The 17080-nt window shown below is 72.2% G+C and carries 15 protein-coding genes; 4 read left to right on the top strand and 11 right to left on the bottom strand.

Annotated elements, in window-relative coordinates:
- The first annotated feature begins 466 nt into the window (after positions 1-466).
- On the top strand, positions 467-1486 hold the full coding sequence (gene trpS / locus GA0115233_RS30325) for a tryptophan--tRNA ligase (RefSeq protein ID WP_093723513.1): 1020 nt from the start codon (positions 467-469) through the stop codon (positions 1484-1486).
- A 53-nt stretch (positions 1487-1539) separates the two neighbouring features.
- On the opposite strand, the gene proC is transcribed toward trpS, so the two are convergent.
- The 3 genes from proC to GA0115233_RS30310 form a co-directional block, all read right to left on the bottom strand.
- The gene (proC, locus tag GA0115233_RS30320; protein ID WP_093723512.1) at positions 1540-2352 is read right to left on the bottom strand and encodes a pyrroline-5-carboxylate reductase; all 813 of its coding nucleotides are present in this window, start codon (positions 2350-2352) and stop codon (positions 1540-1542) included.
- A 92-nt stretch (positions 2353-2444) separates the two neighbouring features.
- Entirely contained in the window at positions 2445-3242 is a 798-nt protein-coding gene (locus GA0115233_RS30315) for an ABC transporter permease (protein ID WP_093723511.1), read from the bottom strand.
- Positions 3239-4054: an ABC transporter ATP-binding protein gene (locus GA0115233_RS30310; protein ID WP_093723510.1), complete on the bottom strand. Its 816-nt coding sequence runs from the start codon at positions 4052-4054 to the stop codon at positions 3239-3241. The genes GA0115233_RS30315 and GA0115233_RS30310 overlap by 4 nt, the downstream gene beginning before the upstream one ends.
- Before the next feature lie 313 nt (positions 4055-4367).
- On the opposite strand from GA0115233_RS30310, the gene GA0115233_RS30305 reads away from it, so the two are divergent.
- On the top strand, positions 4368-5822 hold the full coding sequence (locus GA0115233_RS30305) for a SulP family inorganic anion transporter (protein ID WP_093723509.1): 1455 nt from the start codon (positions 4368-4370) through the stop codon (positions 5820-5822).
- Here the strand turns inward: GA0115233_RS30305 and GA0115233_RS30300 are convergent.
- From GA0115233_RS30300 to GA0115233_RS30290, 3 genes are read right to left on the bottom strand one after another with little or no spacing between them, the layout of a single operon-like run.
- Complete coding sequence (locus GA0115233_RS30300; protein ID WP_093723508.1) at positions 5786-6550, bottom strand: class I SAM-dependent methyltransferase; 765 nt, start codon at positions 6548-6550, stop codon at positions 5786-5788. The two genes, GA0115233_RS30305 and GA0115233_RS30300, sit on opposite strands and share 37 nt — an antisense overlap.
- A gap of 59 nt (positions 6551-6609) precedes the next feature.
- Complete coding sequence (locus GA0115233_RS30295; RefSeq protein WP_093723507.1) at positions 6610-7104, bottom strand: hypothetical protein; 495 nt, start codon at positions 7102-7104, stop codon at positions 6610-6612.
- Between the two features lie 43 nt (positions 7105-7147).
- Entirely contained in the window at positions 7148-7465 is a 318-nt protein-coding gene (locus GA0115233_RS30290) for an SH3 domain-containing protein (RefSeq protein WP_093723506.1), read from the bottom strand.
- A gap of 184 nt (positions 7466-7649) precedes the next feature.
- On the opposite strand from GA0115233_RS30290, the gene GA0115233_RS30285 reads away from it, so the two are divergent.
- On the top strand, positions 7650-9761 hold the full coding sequence (locus tag GA0115233_RS30285) for a serine/threonine-protein kinase (RefSeq protein ID WP_093723505.1): 2112 nt from the start codon (positions 7650-7652) through the stop codon (positions 9759-9761).
- A 66-nt stretch (positions 9762-9827) separates the two neighbouring features.
- On the opposite strand, the gene ilvD is transcribed toward GA0115233_RS30285, so the two are convergent.
- From ilvD to GA0115233_RS30265, 4 genes are all read right to left on the bottom strand, one after another.
- Positions 9828-11681 carry a dihydroxy-acid dehydratase gene (gene ilvD, locus GA0115233_RS30280; protein WP_093723504.1) on the bottom strand — a complete coding sequence of 618 codons (1854 nt, stop codon included), beginning with the start codon at positions 11679-11681 and terminating at the stop codon, positions 9828-9830.
- Between the two features lie 168 nt (positions 11682-11849).
- Positions 11850-12464, bottom strand: a complete 615-nt coding sequence (locus GA0115233_RS30275; RefSeq protein WP_093723503.1) for a TetR/AcrR family transcriptional regulator — start codon at positions 12462-12464, stop codon at positions 11850-11852.
- The gene (locus GA0115233_RS30270) at positions 12461-13285 is read right to left on the bottom strand and encodes a sugar phosphate isomerase/epimerase family protein (protein ID WP_093723502.1); all 825 of its coding nucleotides are present in this window, start codon (positions 13283-13285) and stop codon (positions 12461-12463) included. Before GA0115233_RS30270 ends, GA0115233_RS30275 begins: the two co-directional genes overlap by 4 nt.
- A gap of 98 nt (positions 13286-13383) precedes the next feature.
- Positions 13384-14328, bottom strand: a complete 945-nt coding sequence (locus GA0115233_RS30265; RefSeq protein WP_093723501.1) for a Ppx/GppA phosphatase family protein — start codon at positions 14326-14328, stop codon at positions 13384-13386.
- A gap of 83 nt (positions 14329-14411) precedes the next feature.
- On the opposite strand from GA0115233_RS30265, the gene GA0115233_RS30260 reads away from it, so the two are divergent.
- Entirely contained in the window at positions 14412-15263 is an 852-nt protein-coding gene (locus tag GA0115233_RS30260; RefSeq protein WP_093723500.1) for a hypothetical protein, read from the top strand.
- Between the two features lie 3 nt (positions 15264-15266).
- On the opposite strand, the gene GA0115233_RS30255 is transcribed toward GA0115233_RS30260, so the two are convergent.
- Positions 15267-17021, bottom strand: a complete 1755-nt coding sequence (locus tag GA0115233_RS30255) for a BACON domain-containing protein (RefSeq protein ID WP_093723499.1) — start codon at positions 17019-17021, stop codon at positions 15267-15269.
- Between the last annotated feature and the right edge of the window lie 59 nt (positions 17022-17080).

Raw genomic sequence — 17080 nt, 5'->3', positions numbered from 1 at the left:
AGCGGGATTTGCCTTCCCGGCCGTTGCGGGCCGTTCCGACGAGTGAGACTTTAGCGGATTCCCGGCTCCCGAGCTAATCGGGGGGCCGCGTCCTTTCGAACGTGGATTCCTCATTCCGTAAATACGCATACCAATGACACGACGGCAGACAGGTCGACTGTCGTCGATTGTTGGTTGGTCTTGCGGAATGGCTGTCCGGGGACCGACCGGAGTCGGCGCTCACGTCGGACAACTCGGAGAACACTACGGATCGCGTCGAGGAGTGTCAACTCGGACCCCTGAGACCCCCTGGAGGCGTACGCTGGCCTGCATGACGACGCGTACGTGCACCCAGCTGTGGTGGGCCGCCTGACGGCGGCCGTTCCTACGTATGCACACAACGGCCGCCGCCTCGGCGGCCGTTCCTGTATCTCCCTCCGGAGGGTCGGCCGGCCGAGGACGGCGGTCTCGACCAGGAGGTGGAGAGATGACGCGGGTGTTCAGCGGGATCAAGCCGACGGGGCATCTGACGCTGGGGAACTACCTGGGGGCCATGCGGCGCTGGGTGCAGGTCGATCAGCACCGGGCCGACGCGCTGTTCTGCATCGTCGATCTGCACGCCCTCACCGTGGAGCACGATCCGGCGCGGGTGTGGCGGCTGAGCAGGCAGGCGGCGACCCTGTTGCTCGCGGCGGGGCTGGATCCGACGCTGTGCACGGTGTTCGTGCAGAGTCATGTGGACGAGCACGCGCGGCTGTCGTATCTGCTGGAGTGCGTGGCCACCGACGGTGAGATGCGGCGGATGATCCAGTACAAGGAGAAGGCGGCGCGGGAGCGGGAGCGCGGGGGGAGTGTGCGGCTGTCGCTCCTTACCTATCCGGTGCTGATGGCCGCGGACATCCTGGCGTACGGGACGGACGAGGTGCCGGTCGGGGACGACCAGACGCAGCACGTGGAGCTGACGCGGGATCTCGCGGTGCGGTTCAACCAGCGGTACGGGACCACGTTCGTGGTGCCTCGGGCGACTCATCCGGCGGTGGCGGCCCGGGTGATGAACCTTCAGGATCCGACGTCGAAGATGGGCAAGAGCGAGGACGTCGGGCCGGGGATCGTCTATCTGCTGGACGAGCCGGACGTGGTGCGCAAGAAGATCATGCGGGCTGTCACCGACAGCGGGCGGGACGTCGTGTACGACAGGGAGGGGCGGCCCGGCCTGGCGAATCTGCTGGAGATCCTCGCGGCGTGCACAGGTGGGAACCCCGAGGACCTGAGCGGTGTATACGAGTCGTACGGCTCCTTGAAGAAGGACACCGCGGACGCCGTGGTGGAGGTTCTACGGCCGGTGCAGGAGCGGCACCGGGAGCTGTGCGCGGATGCCGGTTATGTGGAGGGGGTGCTGCGGAATGGTGCGGAGCGGGCTCGGGCGATGGCGCGGCCGACCGTGGATGCGGCGTATCGGGCGATCGGGCTGCTGCCGGCGAGCGCTGATATCGGCGTGAGTGTGTAGTCCCGGAGGACCGGGTGTGGGCCGCCCCTGCGCCGGGCGGGGGCGGCCGGGTGTCAGTTGTTGTTGCCGGAGGCGAGTTCGCGGCTGCGGTCGCGGGCGGCTTCGAGGGCGGCGATGAGGGCGGCGCGTACGCCGTGGTTCTCCAGTTCGCGGATGGCGTTGATGGTGGTGCCGGCCGGCGAGGTGACGTTCTCGCGGAGCTTGACGGGGTGCTCGCCGCTGTCGCGGAGCATCGTGGCGGCGCCGATCGCGGACTGGACGATGAGGTCGTGGGCCTTGTCCCGGGGCAGGCCGAGCAGGATGCCGGCGTCGGTCATGGCTTCGACCAGGTAGAAGAAGTACGCCGGGCCCGAGCCGGAGAGGGCGGTGCAGGCGTCCTGCTGGGACTCGGGGACGCGGAGGGTCTTTCCGACACCGCCGAAGATTTCCTCGGTGTGGGCGAGGTGGTCCTCGGTGGCGTGGCTGCCGGCGGAGATGACGGACATGGCCTCGTCGACGAGGGCGGGGGTGTTCGTCATGACGCGCACGACGGGGGTGCCCGAGGTGAGGCGTTCCTCGACGAAGGAGGTGGGGATGCCCGCGGCGCCGCTGATGACCAGGCGGTCGGCGGGGACGTGCGGGGCGAGCTCGTCGAGGAGGGTGCCCATGTCCTGCGGCTTGACCGTGAGGATCAGGGTGTCGGCGGACTTGGCGGCTTCCGGGTTGCTGACCGGGGTGACTCCGTACCGCTGGCGGAGTTCCTCCGCCCGTTCCGGGCGGCGGGCGGTGACCAGGAGGTCGTTCGGGCCCCAGCCTGCTCGGATCATTCCGCTGAGCAGGGCTTCGCCGATCTTGCCGGTGCCGAGGACTGCGACTTTCTGAGTCATGGCTGGGGTGCCCTCCGGGTGTTCGTCGTCCGGTGTTCATCCTCCCATCGGGGGCTTGAGTGTGGGTGGGGTGTCCGGTGGGCGGGACGTGGTCAGGAGGTGCGGCGGCGGAGGGTGGCGGCGCCGAGGGCGAGGACGAGGAGGGCGCACCCGGCGACGACGAGGGCGTCGCGGACGAAGGTGGCCGTCATGTCGGTGTGCCTCAGGACTTCGTTCATGCCGTCGACGGCGTAGGACATGGGCAGGACGTTGGAGATGGCCTCCAGGACGGGGTGCATGTTGTCGCGCGGGGTGAACAGGCCGCAGAGGAGGAGCTGGGGGAAGATCACGGCCGGCATGAACTGGACGGCCTGGAATTCGGAGGCGGCGAAGGCGGAGACGAAGAGGCCGAGTGCGGTGCCGAGGAGTGCGTCGAGGAGGGCGACCAGGAGGAGGAGCCAGGGGCTGCCGACGACATCCAGGCCGAGGCCCCACAGGGCGAGGGCGGTGGCGAGCGCGGACTGGACGATCGCGATGGTGCCGAAGGCGAGGGCGTAGCCGGCGATCATGTCGCCCTTGCCGAGGGGCATGGCGAGGAGGCGTTCGAGGGTGCCGGAGGTGCGTTCGCGCAGGGTGGCGATGGAGGTGACCAGGAACATCGTGATCAGCGGGAAGATCCCGAGGAGTGAGGCCCCGATGTTGTCGAAGGTGCGCGGGTCGCCGTCGAAGACGTAGCGCAGCAGGAAGAGCATCACGCAGGGGACGAGGATCATCAGCGCGATGCTGCGCGGGTCGTGGCGGAGCTGGCGCAGGACCCTGGCGGCGGTGGCGAGGGTGCGGGAGAGGTTCAGGGCGCTGCTCGGCGCGGGGGTGAGCGCCGTGGGTGGGGCGGGGTGGGTGGTGGAGCTCATCGGGCGGTCTCTTTCTCGCGGGCGGCGGCTGCGACCGCCTCGTCGACCAGGTGCAGGAAGGCGGCTTCGACGGTGTCGGAGCCGGTGCGGGTGCGCAGGGCGTCGGGGGTGTCGTCGGCGAGGACCTGGCCCTCGCGCATGAGGAGGAGGCGGTGGCAGCGCTCGGCCTCGTCCATGACGTGGGAGGAGATGAGGAGGGTGGCGCCGCGGCGGGCGGCGATGTCGTGGAAGAGCTGCCACAGGTCGCGGCGCAGGACGGGGTCGAGGCCGACGGTGGGTTCGTCGAGGACGAGGAGTTCGGGGGTGCCGAGGAGGGCGACGGCGAGGGAGACGCGGCTGCGCTGGCCGCCGGAGAGGTTGCCGGCGAGGGCGTCGGTGTGGCCGGTGAGGTCGACGTCCTCGATGGCGCGGGTGACGTCGGCGTGGCGTTGGTCGGCGGCGTGGCGGCCGGGGGCGAGGATCGCGGCGAAGTAGTCGAGGTTCTGGCGGACGGTCAGGTCGTCGTAGACGGAGGGGGCCTGGGTGACGTAGCCGATGCGGGTGCGCAGTTCGGGGTGGCCTGCGGGGCGGCCGAGTACGTCGAGGGTGCCGGTGACCTTGGCCTGGGTGCCGACGATGGAGCGCATGAGGGTGGATTTGCCGCAGCCGGAGGGGCCGAGGAGGCCGGTGATCTGGCCGCGGGGGACGGTGAAGTCGATGCCGCGCAGGACGGTGCGGGGGCCGCGGACGACGGTGAGGCCTTCGGCGCGGATGGCGGGGGTGGTGTCGGTGGATCCGGGGGCCTGACCGGTTCCTTCGGGCGATTTGTTCATGTCTGGCGGTGTTTCGGGGGTGGATGACCGGCGTTTGATATTCATCATGTGCGGATTAACTCTCCGAACGAGGTGCGCCGTCAAGTGGTTGCGCCCGACCGGCGCAGGCGCGTGACGGGGTCATTGGAGGCTTGCGGTCCGCTTTGTGCGCCTCCGTCGCCTTCAGGTGATGGGCGCGCGCCGCTGCGCGAGGGGTGCCCGCTCCTGACAATGGGTTTCAGTGCGAGGTCATATGCCTGCACACACGTTCGCCGTGCCCTCCCCCGGTACGGCACCCACGCATCTCCCGTTGGCAACCGGAGGTGCCGCTGTGATGGTCCGTGGCGTGGGCAAGGCCGATCTGTTCGCTTCTCTTGTCGTGTTCCTGGTGGCCCTGCCGCTGTGCGTGGGTGTGGCCATGGCCTCCGGGGTGCCGGCCGAGCTGGGGCTGGTGACCGGGATCGTCGGCGGGCTGGTGGCCGGGCTGCTGCCGGGCAGCAGCCTCCAGGTCAGCGGGCCCGCGGCCGGGCTGACCGTGCTGGTGTACGAGGCGGTCCGGGCCCATGGGATCGAGGTGCTCGGGGTGCTGGTGCTCGGGGCCGGGCTGGTGCAGCTCGCGCTCGGGGCGCTGCGGTTCGGGCGGTGGTTCCGGGCGGTGTCCGTGGCGGTGGTGCAGGGGATGCTCGCCGGGATCGGGCTGGTGCTGGTGGCCGGTCAGGTCTACGCCCTCGGCGACGCCGAGGCGCCCGGCGGCGGTCTCGGCAAGCTCGCCGGGCTGGTGGAGCTGCCGGGGCGGGCGGATCCGGTGGCGTTGTCGGTGGGGGCCGCCACCATCGCCGTGGTGCTGCTGTGGCCGCGGTGGCGGCGGGGCGCCCGGCTGGTGCCCGCGCCGCTGGTGGCGGTGGCCGTGGCGGCGCTGGTGACCGGGGTGTTCGGCCTGGAGGTGCGGCGGGTCGAAGTGCGTGGGCTGTGGGATGCGGTGCGGGTGCCCGAGGCGGCGGATCTCGGGCGGCTTACGGAAGTGGGGGTGATCGGCAGCGTCGTGGCGTTCGCGCTGATCGCCTCGGCGGAGTCGCTGTTCAGCGCGGCGGCGGTGGACCGGCTGCACCAGGGGCCACGTACGGACTACGACCGCGAGCTGATGGCGCAGGGCGCCGGGAACGCGGTGTGCGGGCTGCTGGGGGCGCTGCCGATGACGGCGGTGATCGTGCGCAGCGCGGCGAATGTCCAGGCGGGGGCGCGCACCAAGGCCTCGCGGGTGCTGCACGGGGTGTGGCTGCTGCTGTTCACGGCGGTGGTGCCGGGCGTGCTCGGGTGGATCCCGGTGGCCGCGCTGGCCGGGCTGCTGGTGTGCGCGGGGCTCAAGCTCGTCCCGGTGCGGGAGGTGCGCGCGCTGTGGCGGGGGCACCGCGGGGAGCTGGTGGTGCTGGTGGTGACGGCCGGGGCGATCGTGCTGGGGAATCTCTTCGAGGGGGTGCTGCTGGGGCTGGCGCTCGCCGTGGCGAAGACGGCGTGGGACGTGAGCCATGTGCACGTGGAGACCGAGGACCTGGGGGACGCCGGGATCGTCGTACGGGTGGTGGGGCATGCGACGTTCCTGCGGCTGCCGAAGCTGCTGGACGCGTTGGAGGCACTGCCCCGGGACCGTGCGGTGCGGCTGGAGCTGGGCGGGCTGCGGCATTTGGACCACGCCTGTGCCGCGGCCCTGGAGGGGTGGGCCGCGGCGCGCGGCGAGGACGGGACCGACGAGGGTTACGGCCTGGTGGCGACCAGGAGGTCGACGTCGTAGGTCTCCTCGACGGTGCCGTCGGGGAAGGTGTGCAGCAGTCGGGCCCGTTCCTCGGTGAGGAAGGCGCTCGCCCGGTCGGCGTGGACCAGGAAGACCGAGTGGCTGCCCAGGTTGGCCAGGTGGGTGTCGACGGGGACGCTGCGGCTCCAGCGGACCAGGCGGCGGGTGAAGTCGACGCGGCCCTCGGGGTCGGCGACGCGGCTGCTGGTGCCGCTCTTCTCCTTGTCGGGCTCCAGGCCGAAGCAGTGCTGGATGCGTTCGGCCTGGGCGGCGATCCAGGGGATGTCCAGGGCGTACATGTTCCACCACAGGGCGAGCGCGCCGCCCGGCCGCAGCACGCGCAGTGCCTCGGGCAGTGCCCGCGCGGGGTCGGTCCAGTGCCAGGCCTGGGCGCAGGTGATCAGGTCGGCGCTGGCGTCGGCGAGGGGCAGGGCGTTGCCGTCGCCCCGTACCAGGGGGATGCCGGGGTGGGCGCGGCGCAGTTCGGCGGCCATGCCCGCGCCGGGTTCCACGGCGACGACATCGGCGCCGCGGTCCCGGAGCAGGGCGGTGGCGATGCCCGTACCGGCGCCTATGTCCACGACCCGGGCGCCGGCGAGGGGGCGGCCGCTGAGTTCCTCGACGGCGTCGAGGAGGGCGGGCGGGTAGGAGGGGCGGTTGGCGGCGTACTGGGCCGCGGCGGCGTTGAAGGAGTGGGCTCGGCCCGCGTGGGAGGAGGGTGCCGTCATGCGGACATGGTGGGCCGGGGACGGGGTCTCGGGCGACGGAGTTTCGGTAGGAGTGCCGCTCAGGAGCGGCGGCGCTTCTTCGCGGGGTTGCCGGAGCGGCGCTTGCTGCGCTTCTCGAACTGCTCGCGGGCCGTCTCGTACTCCTCGCGGTGCAGCTTCTCGCCCGGGGCCTCGACGAGGGCGCGCAGGAAGTAGGCGAGCAGGGAGCCGATGAAGCCGATCATCAGCAGGCCGCGCAGGGATGCCTGGCGGGCCGGGTCGTGGCGCTTGCTGAAGCCGCCCCAGGTGTTGCTGAAGGCCAGGGCGGAGCAGATCGCGAACATCACGACCATCAGGACCGTGACGAAACCGCCGACGGCGGCGATCTGGAGGCCTTCGTAGGCGAAGCGGAGCACCAGGCAGGAGACCGCGGCGGCGGCGAGCGCGCCGGCCGCCACGCCGATGCGGCGGGCGGTGTAGCCGTCGGTGTGGTCGACCCAGGTCGTGCCGAAGAAGCGCAGGGGCTCGGGGCGGGGGCCTGCGGTCGGTTCCGGGGTGCCGTTCTCGTCGCTCACGCGTCGATTATGGCCCGGTCCGGCCGCAGGCCCCGCTGTGGGTTCAGCCGCAGCGGGAGGCGACGTAGCCGTCGCTGCCCGTGTAGATGTAGGCGTCCGAGACGAACTCGCCGTTGCTGATGTTGTCCCAGATCCTGCTGGTGCCGTACGGGCCGGTCACGTTGGTGCCGGTGGTCTGGCAGTAGATCGGCACGCGGGAGCCGGCCGGCAGGACGCGGACGATGTTGTAGCCGGTGCCGGGGCCGCTGCGGACGTTCAGCTGGACCCCCGGGGCGACCGGGTACGTCTTGACGGACGCGGCAAGCGTCTCGGCCTGCGCGCTCTCGACTTCCTCGGTGCCTTCGACGCGGTCAACACTCATGGAAAAACCTCCCCCGTTGGACCCCCATGGCTGCCATGGGACCCCCATGATTCCCTCGGATCTCGCCACGAAACACGCGTACGTAATTCGCACACAGAGGCTAGCAAGTCGCCTCTGTCCCGTACGAGTCATCGACTAGGCTCCGTCCGTCGCGCGCGCGTACGAACAGCACGGGGGTGGTCCCATGGCGCCACAGCGGAACGCCGGAGCGGGCGCGGAAGCGGAACTTCCGGAGTACGTCGGGCACTACCGGCTGGAGTCCTGCCTGGGCTCCGGCGGCATGGGCGTGGTGCACCTGGCGCGCAGCACCTCCGGGATGAAGCTCGCGGTGAAGGTCATTCATGCCGAGTTCGCCAAGGACCGCGAGTTCAGGGGGCGTTTCCGGCAGGAGGTCGCGGCGGCGCGGAAGGTGAGCGGGGCCTTCACGGCCTCCGTCGTGGACGCCGACCCGGAGGCCGAACGGCCGTGGATGGCCACCCTGTTCATCCCCGGGCCGACGCTGTCCGAGCATGTGAAGCGGAATGGGCCGCTGACACCGGAGCAGTTGCGCCGGCTGATGGCCGGGCTGGCGGAGGCGCTGCGCGACATCCACCGGGTGGGGGTCGTGCACCGGGATCTGAAGCCGAGCAATGTGCTGCTCGCGGAGGACGGTCCGAAGGTCATCGACTTCGGCATTTCTCGGCCAAAGGACAGCGAACTGCGGACCGAGACCGGGAAGTTGATCGGGACGCCGCCGTTCATGGCGCCGGAGCAGTTCCGGCGGCCCCGGGAGGTGGGGCCCGCCGCGGACATCTTCGCGCTCGGGTCGGTGATGGTGCACGCGGCGACGGGGCGGGGGCCGTTCGACTCCGACAGCCCGTATGTCGTGGCCTACCAGGTCGTCCATGACGAGCCGGACCTGACGGGCGTACCGGAGGGTCTCGCGCCGCTGATCGGGCGCTGCCTGGCCAAGGAGCCGCAGGACCGGCCGACGCCGGACGAGCTGATGCGCGAACTGCGGTCGGAGGCGGCCAAGTACGACACGCAGGCGTTCATTCCGGCACAGCGGGCGGGTGACGACGACGGGCCCCTGCCGCCCGTGGTGCCGTCCGCCGAGGAGCAGGCTCCCCGGAGACTCGGGCGGTTCCGGCGGCGGTGGGCGGTCCTGGTGGCGGCCGGGGTGGTGCTCGCGGTGGGCGGGGCGCTGGCCGTGGTGCGGATGGCGGGGGCGGAGGCGGAGCCCGCGGGGAAGGCGGTACGGGACCCCTCGAAGGCGGCGTTCCGGTCCTGGGAGACGCCGTCGGTGACGGGGGGCAAGTCCGTGCCGCAGTGCTCCTACGGGGCGGCGGAACTGCTGTGCGCCCAGCCCGGGTCGGTGTTCGCGCTCAGGCCCTCCGACGGGAAGGTGCTGTGGCGGCACTCCGTCGCGAGGACTGACTTCCGTGATGAGCCGCCGGCCCTGGCGGGCGGGCTCGTGCAGCCGCTGACGGACCGCGACCCGCGGCTGGAGGGCCTCGACCCGGCTACGGGCAAGGTGCGGTGGGAGCGGAAGACACCCGGTCACAGCAGCATGCGCGCGGCGGGCGGGATGCTGCTGTTCACCGCTGAGGACGGCACGGTCACCGCCGTGAACGCCGGGACCGGCAGAACGGAGTGGCGGCAGCGGATCCCCGGCCTGTCCCAGCCGTACTTCTCCTCCTTCGCCGGGGACCCGCTGGCGTACGCGGTGCGTCCGGCGGACGACGGCACGGGCACGCTCGTCACCGCCGTGGACCCGTCCTCGGGCGAGGTGCGGTGGGAGGCGCGGCTGAAGGGGACGCTGAAACCGTTCGCCGTGCGGCGGGGCGTGGTCCACTTCCAGGCCGTCGAGACCGCCAGCGGGCGTACGACCGCGCTCGTCCGCTACGACCCGGACTCGGGCAAGTCGCTCCGGGTGCGGCTGCCGGTGCCCCGCCAGGACCCCCTGGCCGCGGTGCGCGGTGACCGTGTCTACCTGCTCGCCCCGGGCGGCTCGCTCGATGCCGTGGACCTGGAGCGGCGGACCCGGCTGTGGTCCCTGGAGACCTCCGTCAGCCGTGGCTCGGTCCCGGTCACGGACGGGCGCCATGTGTTCGTCAGCGCGGCCGACGGGCGGCTGCTCGCGGTGGACGCCGAGGACGGCGTCCTCGTGGGCCAGACCCGGGCCCGGCTGCCCGCGAAGGCGGACTGGGTGGCCACGGAACTCCCGGCCCCGGTCCTCGCGGAGGGCCACCTGTACGCGGGGGCGCCGGACGGTTCGGTGTTCGCGGTGGACGCCCGGGACCCGGCGGCTTGGTGACGACCGTACGGCGGGCATGACGAAGGGGCCGCCCCGACCGGAGGCGGCCCCTCGACACGTTCCGTGTCAGCCGAGCTTGCTGACGTCCCGCACCGCGCCCTTGTCGGCGCTGGTCGCCATGGCGGCGTAGGCCCTCAGCGCCGCCGAGACCTTGCGGTCGCGGTTCTTCGGGGCGTACACGCCGCCCAACGCCTGCTCGCGGCGGGCGAGTTCGGCGTCGTCGACCAGGAGCTCGATCGTGCGGTTCGGGATGTCGATGCGGATGCGGTCGCCGTCCTCGACGAGGGCGATGGTGCCGCCCGCCGCCGCCTCCGGGGAGGCGTGGCCGATGGACAGGCCCGAAGTGCCGCCGGAGAAGCGGCCGTCGGTGACCAGCGCGCACGCCTTGCCCAGGCCGCGGCCCTTCAGGTACGAGGTCGGGTAGAGCATCTCCTGCATACCGGGGCCGCCCTTGGGGCCCTCGTAGCGGATGACGACGACGTCGCCCTCCTTGACCTGCTGGGTGAGGATCTTCTGGACGGCCTCCTCCTGGGACTCGCAGACCACCGCGGGGCCCTCGAAGGTCCAGATGGACTCGTCGACGCCGGCCGTCTTCACCACGCAGCCGTCGACGGCCAGGTTGCCCTTGAGGACCGCGAGGCCGCCGTCCTTGGAGTAGGCGTGCTCGACGGAGCGGATGCAGCCGCCCTCCGCGTCGTCGTCCAGCGTCTCCCAGCGCTCGGACTGGGAGAACGCCTCGGCCGAGCGGACGCAGCCCGGCGCCGCGTGCCACAGGTCGACGGCCTCCGGGGAGGGCGAGCCGCCGCGCACGTCCCAGGTCTTCAGCCAGTCCGCCAGGGACGGGCTGTGCACGGAGTGGACGTCCTCGCGCAGCAGGCCCGCGCGGTGCAGCTCGCCCAGCAGGGCCGGGATGCCACCGGCGCGGTGCACGTCCTCCATGTAGTACGTGCGGTTCTTCGCGACGTTCGGTGCCACCTTCGCCAGGCACGGCACCCGGCGGGAGACCTCGTCGATCTCGGCGAGGCCGAAGGGGACGCCCGCCTCCTGGGCGGCGGCCAGCAGGTGCAGGATCGTGTTGGTGGAGCCGCCCATCGCGATGTCCAGCGCCATCGCGTTCTCGAACGCGGAGAAGGAGGCGATGGAGCGCGGCAGGACCGTCTCGTCGTCCTGCTCGTAGTAGCGGCGGGTGATGTCCATGACCGTGCGGGCGGCGTCCTCGTACAGGCGGCGGCGCGCGGTGTGGGTGGCGAGGGTGGAGCCGTTGCCCGGCAGGGACAGGCCGATGGCCTCGGTCAGGCAGTTCATCGAGTTGGCGGTGAACATGCCGGAACAGGACCCGCAGGTCGGACAGGCGTTCTCCTCGATACGGAGGATGTCCTCGTCGGAGATCTTGTCGTTCACGGCGTCGGAGATCGCGTCGACCAGGTCGAGCGTGCGGACGCTGCCGTCGACCAGCGTGGCACGGCCGGACTCCATCGGGCCGCCGGAGACGAACACGGTGGGGATGTTCAGCCGCAGCGCGGCGTTCAGCATGCCCGGCGTGATCTTGTCGCAGTTGGAGATGCAGATCAGGGCGTCGGCGCAGTGCGCCTCGACCATGTACTCCACGCTGTCCGCGATGAGGTCGCGGGAGGGCAGCGAGTAGAGCATGCCGCCGTGACCCATCGCGATGCCGTCGTCGACCGCGATGGTGTTGAACTCGCGCGGGATGCCGCCGGCCGCGACGATCGCCTCGCTGACGATCCGGCCCACCGGCTGCAGGTGGGTGTGGCCCGGCACGAACTCGGTGAAGGAGTTGGCGACGGCGATGATCGGCTTTCGGCCGATGTCCGCACCGGGTACACCGGAGGCGCGCATAAGGGCGCGGGCGCCCGCCATGTTGCGGCCGTGGGTGACTGTGCGGGACCTCAGCTCGGGCATCGTCGCTCGCTCCTTCGGACGGATGGGGCTGCTAACGAGCGTACGCCGGTCATCCAGGGTCCGGACACGATGTCCGGAATGCGGGACGCACGTCTCGGTCGCCGGGCCGGGGGCGGGGACCTGTCAGGACTTGATCGGTGCGCCCGCCAGGACCGGTCGGCGAACCCGTCAGGGCCCCGTCAGATGCCCCTGCACCACCGGCGCCACCCGCTCGATGATCCGTTCGGCGTCCGCCGAGGCGATCGGCTCGATCCGGATGACGTACCGCATCATCGCGACGCCCACGAGCTGGGCGGCCGCCAGTTCGGCGCGCAGGTCGGCGTCCGGGAGGTCGAGCTGCTCGCCGATGCGGCGCAGCAGCTGGGTCGCGACCAGCCGGCGGAAGACGGCGGCGGCGGTCTCGTTGTTGACGGCGGAGCGGACGATGGCGAGCAGCGGGGCCCTGGTGACCGGGTTCTCCCAGAGGCCGAAGATGGTCCGGGTGAGCCGTTCGCCGACGCCGTCGAGGGGGCCGTCCAGGATGTCGTCCCGGGCCCGGAAAGCAGGGGCGAAGGCGACCTCCACGGCCGCCCCGAAGATCTGTTCCTTGGTGCCGAAGTAGTGGTGCACCAGCGCGGAGTCCACCCCGGCCGCCTTGGCGATGCCGCGTACGGAGGTCTTCTCGTAGCCGCGTTCGGAGAACTCCTCGCGGGCCACGGCCAGGATCCGGGCCCGGGTGTCGGCGGCCTCGCTGCGGGTACGGCGGCCCCGGCCCCGGCGCGGGGTTGCGGTGCTGCCGGTCATGGCCGGGGCACCTTCACGGCGGAGGCCAGGTGGAGCCGGGTGAAGGCGAGCGCTTCGGCGAGGTCGGCCTCGCGCTCGGCGCTGGACATGGCCCGGCGGGTGTTGACCTCGATGACGACATGGCCGTCGAATCCGGTGCGGGCGAGACGTTCCAGCACCTCGGCGCAGGGCTGGGTGCCGCGACCGGGGACGAGGTGCTCGTCCTTGGCCGATCCCCGCCCGTCGGCGAGATGCACATGCCCCAGCCGGTCGCCCATGCGGTCGATCATATGAAGGGCGTCGGTGCGGGCGGTCGCGGCGTGGCTGAGATCGATCGTGAAGTGACGGTAGTCGTCCTTGGTGACGTCCCAGTCGGGGGCGTAGGCGAGCATCTCGCGGTCGCGGTAGCGCCAGGGGTACATGTTCTCGACGGCGAACCGCACATCCGTCTCGTCGGCCATGCGCCAGATCCCGGAGACGAAGTCGCGCGCGTACTGGCGCTGCCAGCGGAACGGCGGGTGCACCACGACCGTGCTCGCGCCGAGCTTCTCGGCGGCGGCGCGGGCCCGCTGGAGCTTGACCCAGGGGTCGGTGGACCACACGCGCTGGGTGATGAGCAGGCAGGGGGCGTGGACGGCGAGGATCGGCACACGGTGGAAGTCGCTGAGCCTGCGCAGGGCGTCGATGTCCTGGCTGACGGGGTCCGTCCAGACCATGACCTCGACGCCGTCGTACCCGAGGCGCGCGGCGATCTCGAAGGCCGTCGCTGTCGACTCCGGATAGACCGAGGCCGTCGACAGAGCGACCTTCGCATCCGGGATGCGCACTACAGGTTCTGCCACGAGGGACAGAGTACGGGGCCCGGCTGGGCGCCGGGACGCCGATGCCACCGCTCAGGCGGCGGGCGGCCGGAACCGGCCGTCCGACGAAGTGGTACAGGTCACGCGGGCGCCACGGTGACGGGCATGTGGTCGAGGTGCCGCAGGATCACGCCCTCGCGCAGGGCCCACGGGCAGATCTCCAGCGCCTCGACCCCGAACAGGTCCATCGCGCCCTCGGCGACCAGCGCGCCCGCCAGCAGTTGGCCCGCGCGCCCCTCCGAGACGCCGGGCAGTTCGGCACGCTGCGCGGTGGTCATCCCGGCGAGCTGCGGGACCCAGGCCTCCAGGGACTCGCGCTTGAGGTCGCGCTGGACGTACAGCCCCTCCGCGGAGCGGGCCGCCCCGGCTATCCGGGCGAGCTGCTTGAACGTCTTGGACGTGGCCACGACATGGTCGGGCGGCCCGAACCGGCTGAACTCGCCGACCGTACGGGCGATCTCGGCGCGGACATGACGACGCAGGGCGCGGATGTCCTCGGGGTCGGCGGGATCGCCCGGCAGCCATCCCGCGGTCAGCCGGCCCGCGCCCAGCGGCAGCGACACCGCGGCGTCCGGCTCCTCGTCGATGCCGAAGGCGATCTCCAGCGAACCGCCGCCGATGTCCAGCACCAGCAGCTTCCCGGCCGACCAGCCGAACCAGCGGCGTACCGCGAGGAAGGTCAGCCGGGCCTCCTCCGCGCCACTGAGCACCTGGAGCTGCACGCCGGTCTCCGCCTTCACCCGGGCGAGGACCTCGTCGGCGTTGCTGGCCTCGCGCACCGCGGAGGTGGCGAACGGGAGCAGGTCCTCCACGCCCTTGTCCTCGGCGGCCTGGAGCGCCTCCTGGACGACCGAGATCAGTCTGTCCACCCCGTCGGGCCCGATCGCTCCGCTGTCGTCGAGCAGTTGGGCGAGGCGCAGCTCCGCCTTGTGCGAGTGCGCGGACAGCGGTCGCGCGCCCGGGTGCGCATCCACGACCAGCAGATGCACCGTGTTAGATCCCACGTCGAGGACACCGAGTCTCATGTAGGGCACGCTACTGCCCGCCGGGCCCTGTGCGGCCCCCGGAGCGGTCCCGGGCCGGGGGCCGGGCGACTTACCCTGGACGCGTGCCAAAGACGAAAAAGGCGAAGGACCAGAAGACGGCCAAATCATCCGGAGGTTCTTCGCAGGTGAAGCCGTCGAAGAAGGCGAAGAAGAAGGACCTGGTCGCGGACGAGAAGGGCCTCGACTTCACACGCGCGTGGGTGGAGTTCCCCGATCCGGCGGACGACGAGCAGGTCTTCCGCTGCGATCTGACATGGCTGACCTCTCGTTGGACCTGCATCTTCGGCCAGGGCTGCCAGGGCATCCAGGCGGGCCGGGCGGACGACGGCTGCTGCACTCTGGGTGCCCACTTCTCGGACGAGGACGACGAGAAGCGGGTCGCGGAGCATGTGGCGCGGCTCACCCCGGAGATCTGGCAGCACCATGACGTGGGCACGGAGTCCGGCTGGGTCTCCCTGGACGAGGACGGCGAGCGGCAGACCCGCCCCTACCAGGGCTCCTGCATCTTCCAGAACCGTCCGGGCTTCCCCGGTGGCGCGGGCTGCTCGCTGCACATCCTGGCCCTCAAGGAGGGCCGCGAGCCGTTGGAGACCAAACCGGACGTCTGCTGGCAGCTCCCGGTCCGGCGCACGTACGACTGGATCGACCGCCCCGACGACACCCGTGTACTGCAGGTGTCGATCGGCGAGTACGACCGCCGCGGCTGGGGTCCCGGCGGCCACGACCTCCACTGGTGGTGCACCTCGGCGACCTCGGCGCACGGCGCCGGGGAACCGGTGTACGTCTCCTACCGGGCGGAGCTGACGGAACTGATGGGCAAGGCGGGCTACGACCGGCTGGTCGAGCTCTGCGAGGCACGTCTGGCGTCGCAGTTGCCCCTGGTGGCACCGCATCCGGCGGACCCGGTGGGCTGAGCCCTAGGAGGTGGAGGGACTCGGGTCGGCGCTGCCGCCGGGCGGTGTCGAACCTCCCGGGTCCCCCGGGCTCGCTGTGTCTCCCGGATCACTGGGCGGTGGGTCCGGGTCGGAGGTCGACGGAGGCGGGTCGCTCGGCGCGGGGTCCGTGGGCGGCGGGTCGGTCGGGGTCGGCGTGGTGTCCGTGGGGGTGGGGTCCGGGGTCGTGGGCGGCGGGTCGCTCGGCGTCGGCTGTGTGGGCGTCGGGGTGCCGGAGCCCGGCGCCGTGGGGCTGGGCGCGGTGCCGTAGCCGTCGATACGGACGACCGCTCCCGCGGGGGAGACGGCGACCCGGGCCGTCCAGTACCCGGAGGGCTCCCGGAGGGGGTCGACGTACACCTTGATCGTGAACGACTCGCCCGGCGCGAGGGTTCCCGCGGAACGGTTCAGGTAGAGCCAGGCGGCGCCGGTGCTCGCGGACCAGCGCACGGGGGCGTCGCCGGTGGCGGTGAGGGTGATGAGGGTGGTGTCGCCGCTGGAGTCGGCGGAGACGTCGAGCTGGGCCGCGCCCTTCTTCCCGGCTCCGGTGACGCTGATCACCTCTACGGTGACATCGGGCCTGCCGTCCCGTCCGGGCCGGCCGCCGGGGCGGCTGCTGGCGCTGCCCGCGTTCTCGTAGCCGCCGCCCGCGGCCTGGCCGTCGAGCGCGCCCGGCCCCTGCGCCTCGCTGGCGCTGGCCGAGCGGCCGTCGACGCCCTCGCCGGTGGGGGTCCCCCGGTAGGCGGCCCACAGGGCGAGGACGGGGGCGGCCACCACGGTGGCCACGACCGTCGTGGTGACGGCACGCGCGCGCAGCCGGTCCCGGCGGGCGGCGCGGTCCTTGGGGTCCATCGGGAAGCCGCGCCGGTCGAAGCGGGGCGCGGCGCCACGCGCGCGTGGGCCGTGCGTCATGGCGAGGTACAGGGCCGCGCGGGGTGCCTCCAGGACGGGCAGTTCGGCGGGGGTGACGCTGGAACCGGGCCAGTGGCCGGGGACCGCGCGTTCGGCGGTGCGGCGGCAGCGGGGGCAGTCGTCGACGTGCCGGACCAGTTCCCGGCGCAGCGCGGTGGACAGCACGAGCTGGTGGTCGCCGGTGAGCCCGGCGACGCTCGGACAGGTGCCGGTCTCCACCACGGCGAGGGCGGCACGCGTGCGTTCCACCTCGCAGGCGGCGGAGGCGAGCAGCTCGCGCGCGGCCGCGGGGTCCGTGCCGAGGACGGCGGCGACCTCGTGGGCGGCGAGGTGGTGGCGCACGGCGAGTTCGAGCGCCTCGCGCTGCTCGGGGGTGGTGCCGGCCGCCTCCGGCCAGGCGAGGAGGGCCAGTTGCCGTCGGCGCTCCTCCTGGACCTGCTCGGAGACGGGCGGTGCGGCGGGCGGCCGCGAAGGGCCGTGGCGGCCCGCGGCATGGGTGGTCTGACGTTTCTGCTTTGCCTCGGCCAGCTTGCGCAGACAGGACCAGCGGGCCAGCGCGTACAGCCAGGCGCGGCGGTCACCGGCGGACTCCGGGCCGCGCTGGCCGCGGCGCTCGGCGAGGACGAGGACGTCACCGAGGGCGGCGGTCGCGGTGTCGTGGTCGCACAGGACGGACAGGCAGTAGGTGAACAGGCCGTCCAGGTAGGGCTCGTAACGCGCGGGCGGACGCTGCGCCAGGGTGCGCGCCGCGCCTCGGTCACGCGCCTCCCGGTGCGCTCGGTGTGCGCCGGTGGTGCGGATGGGGGTCTCCGGTCGGCTGCTCGTCATCCGTGGACCGTAGGCGGGTAGGTGAGGCGGCTTCTCGCACCTTGAGCACATTTCCTTCG

It is taken from the genome of Streptomyces sp. DI166 (assembly GCF_900091315.1).
In the GTDB taxonomy this organism is placed as follows: domain Bacteria; phylum Actinomycetota; class Actinomycetes; order Streptomycetales; family Streptomycetaceae; genus Streptomyces; species Streptomyces fuscus.
This window is presented reverse-complemented; position numbering and strand designations above follow the sequence as displayed.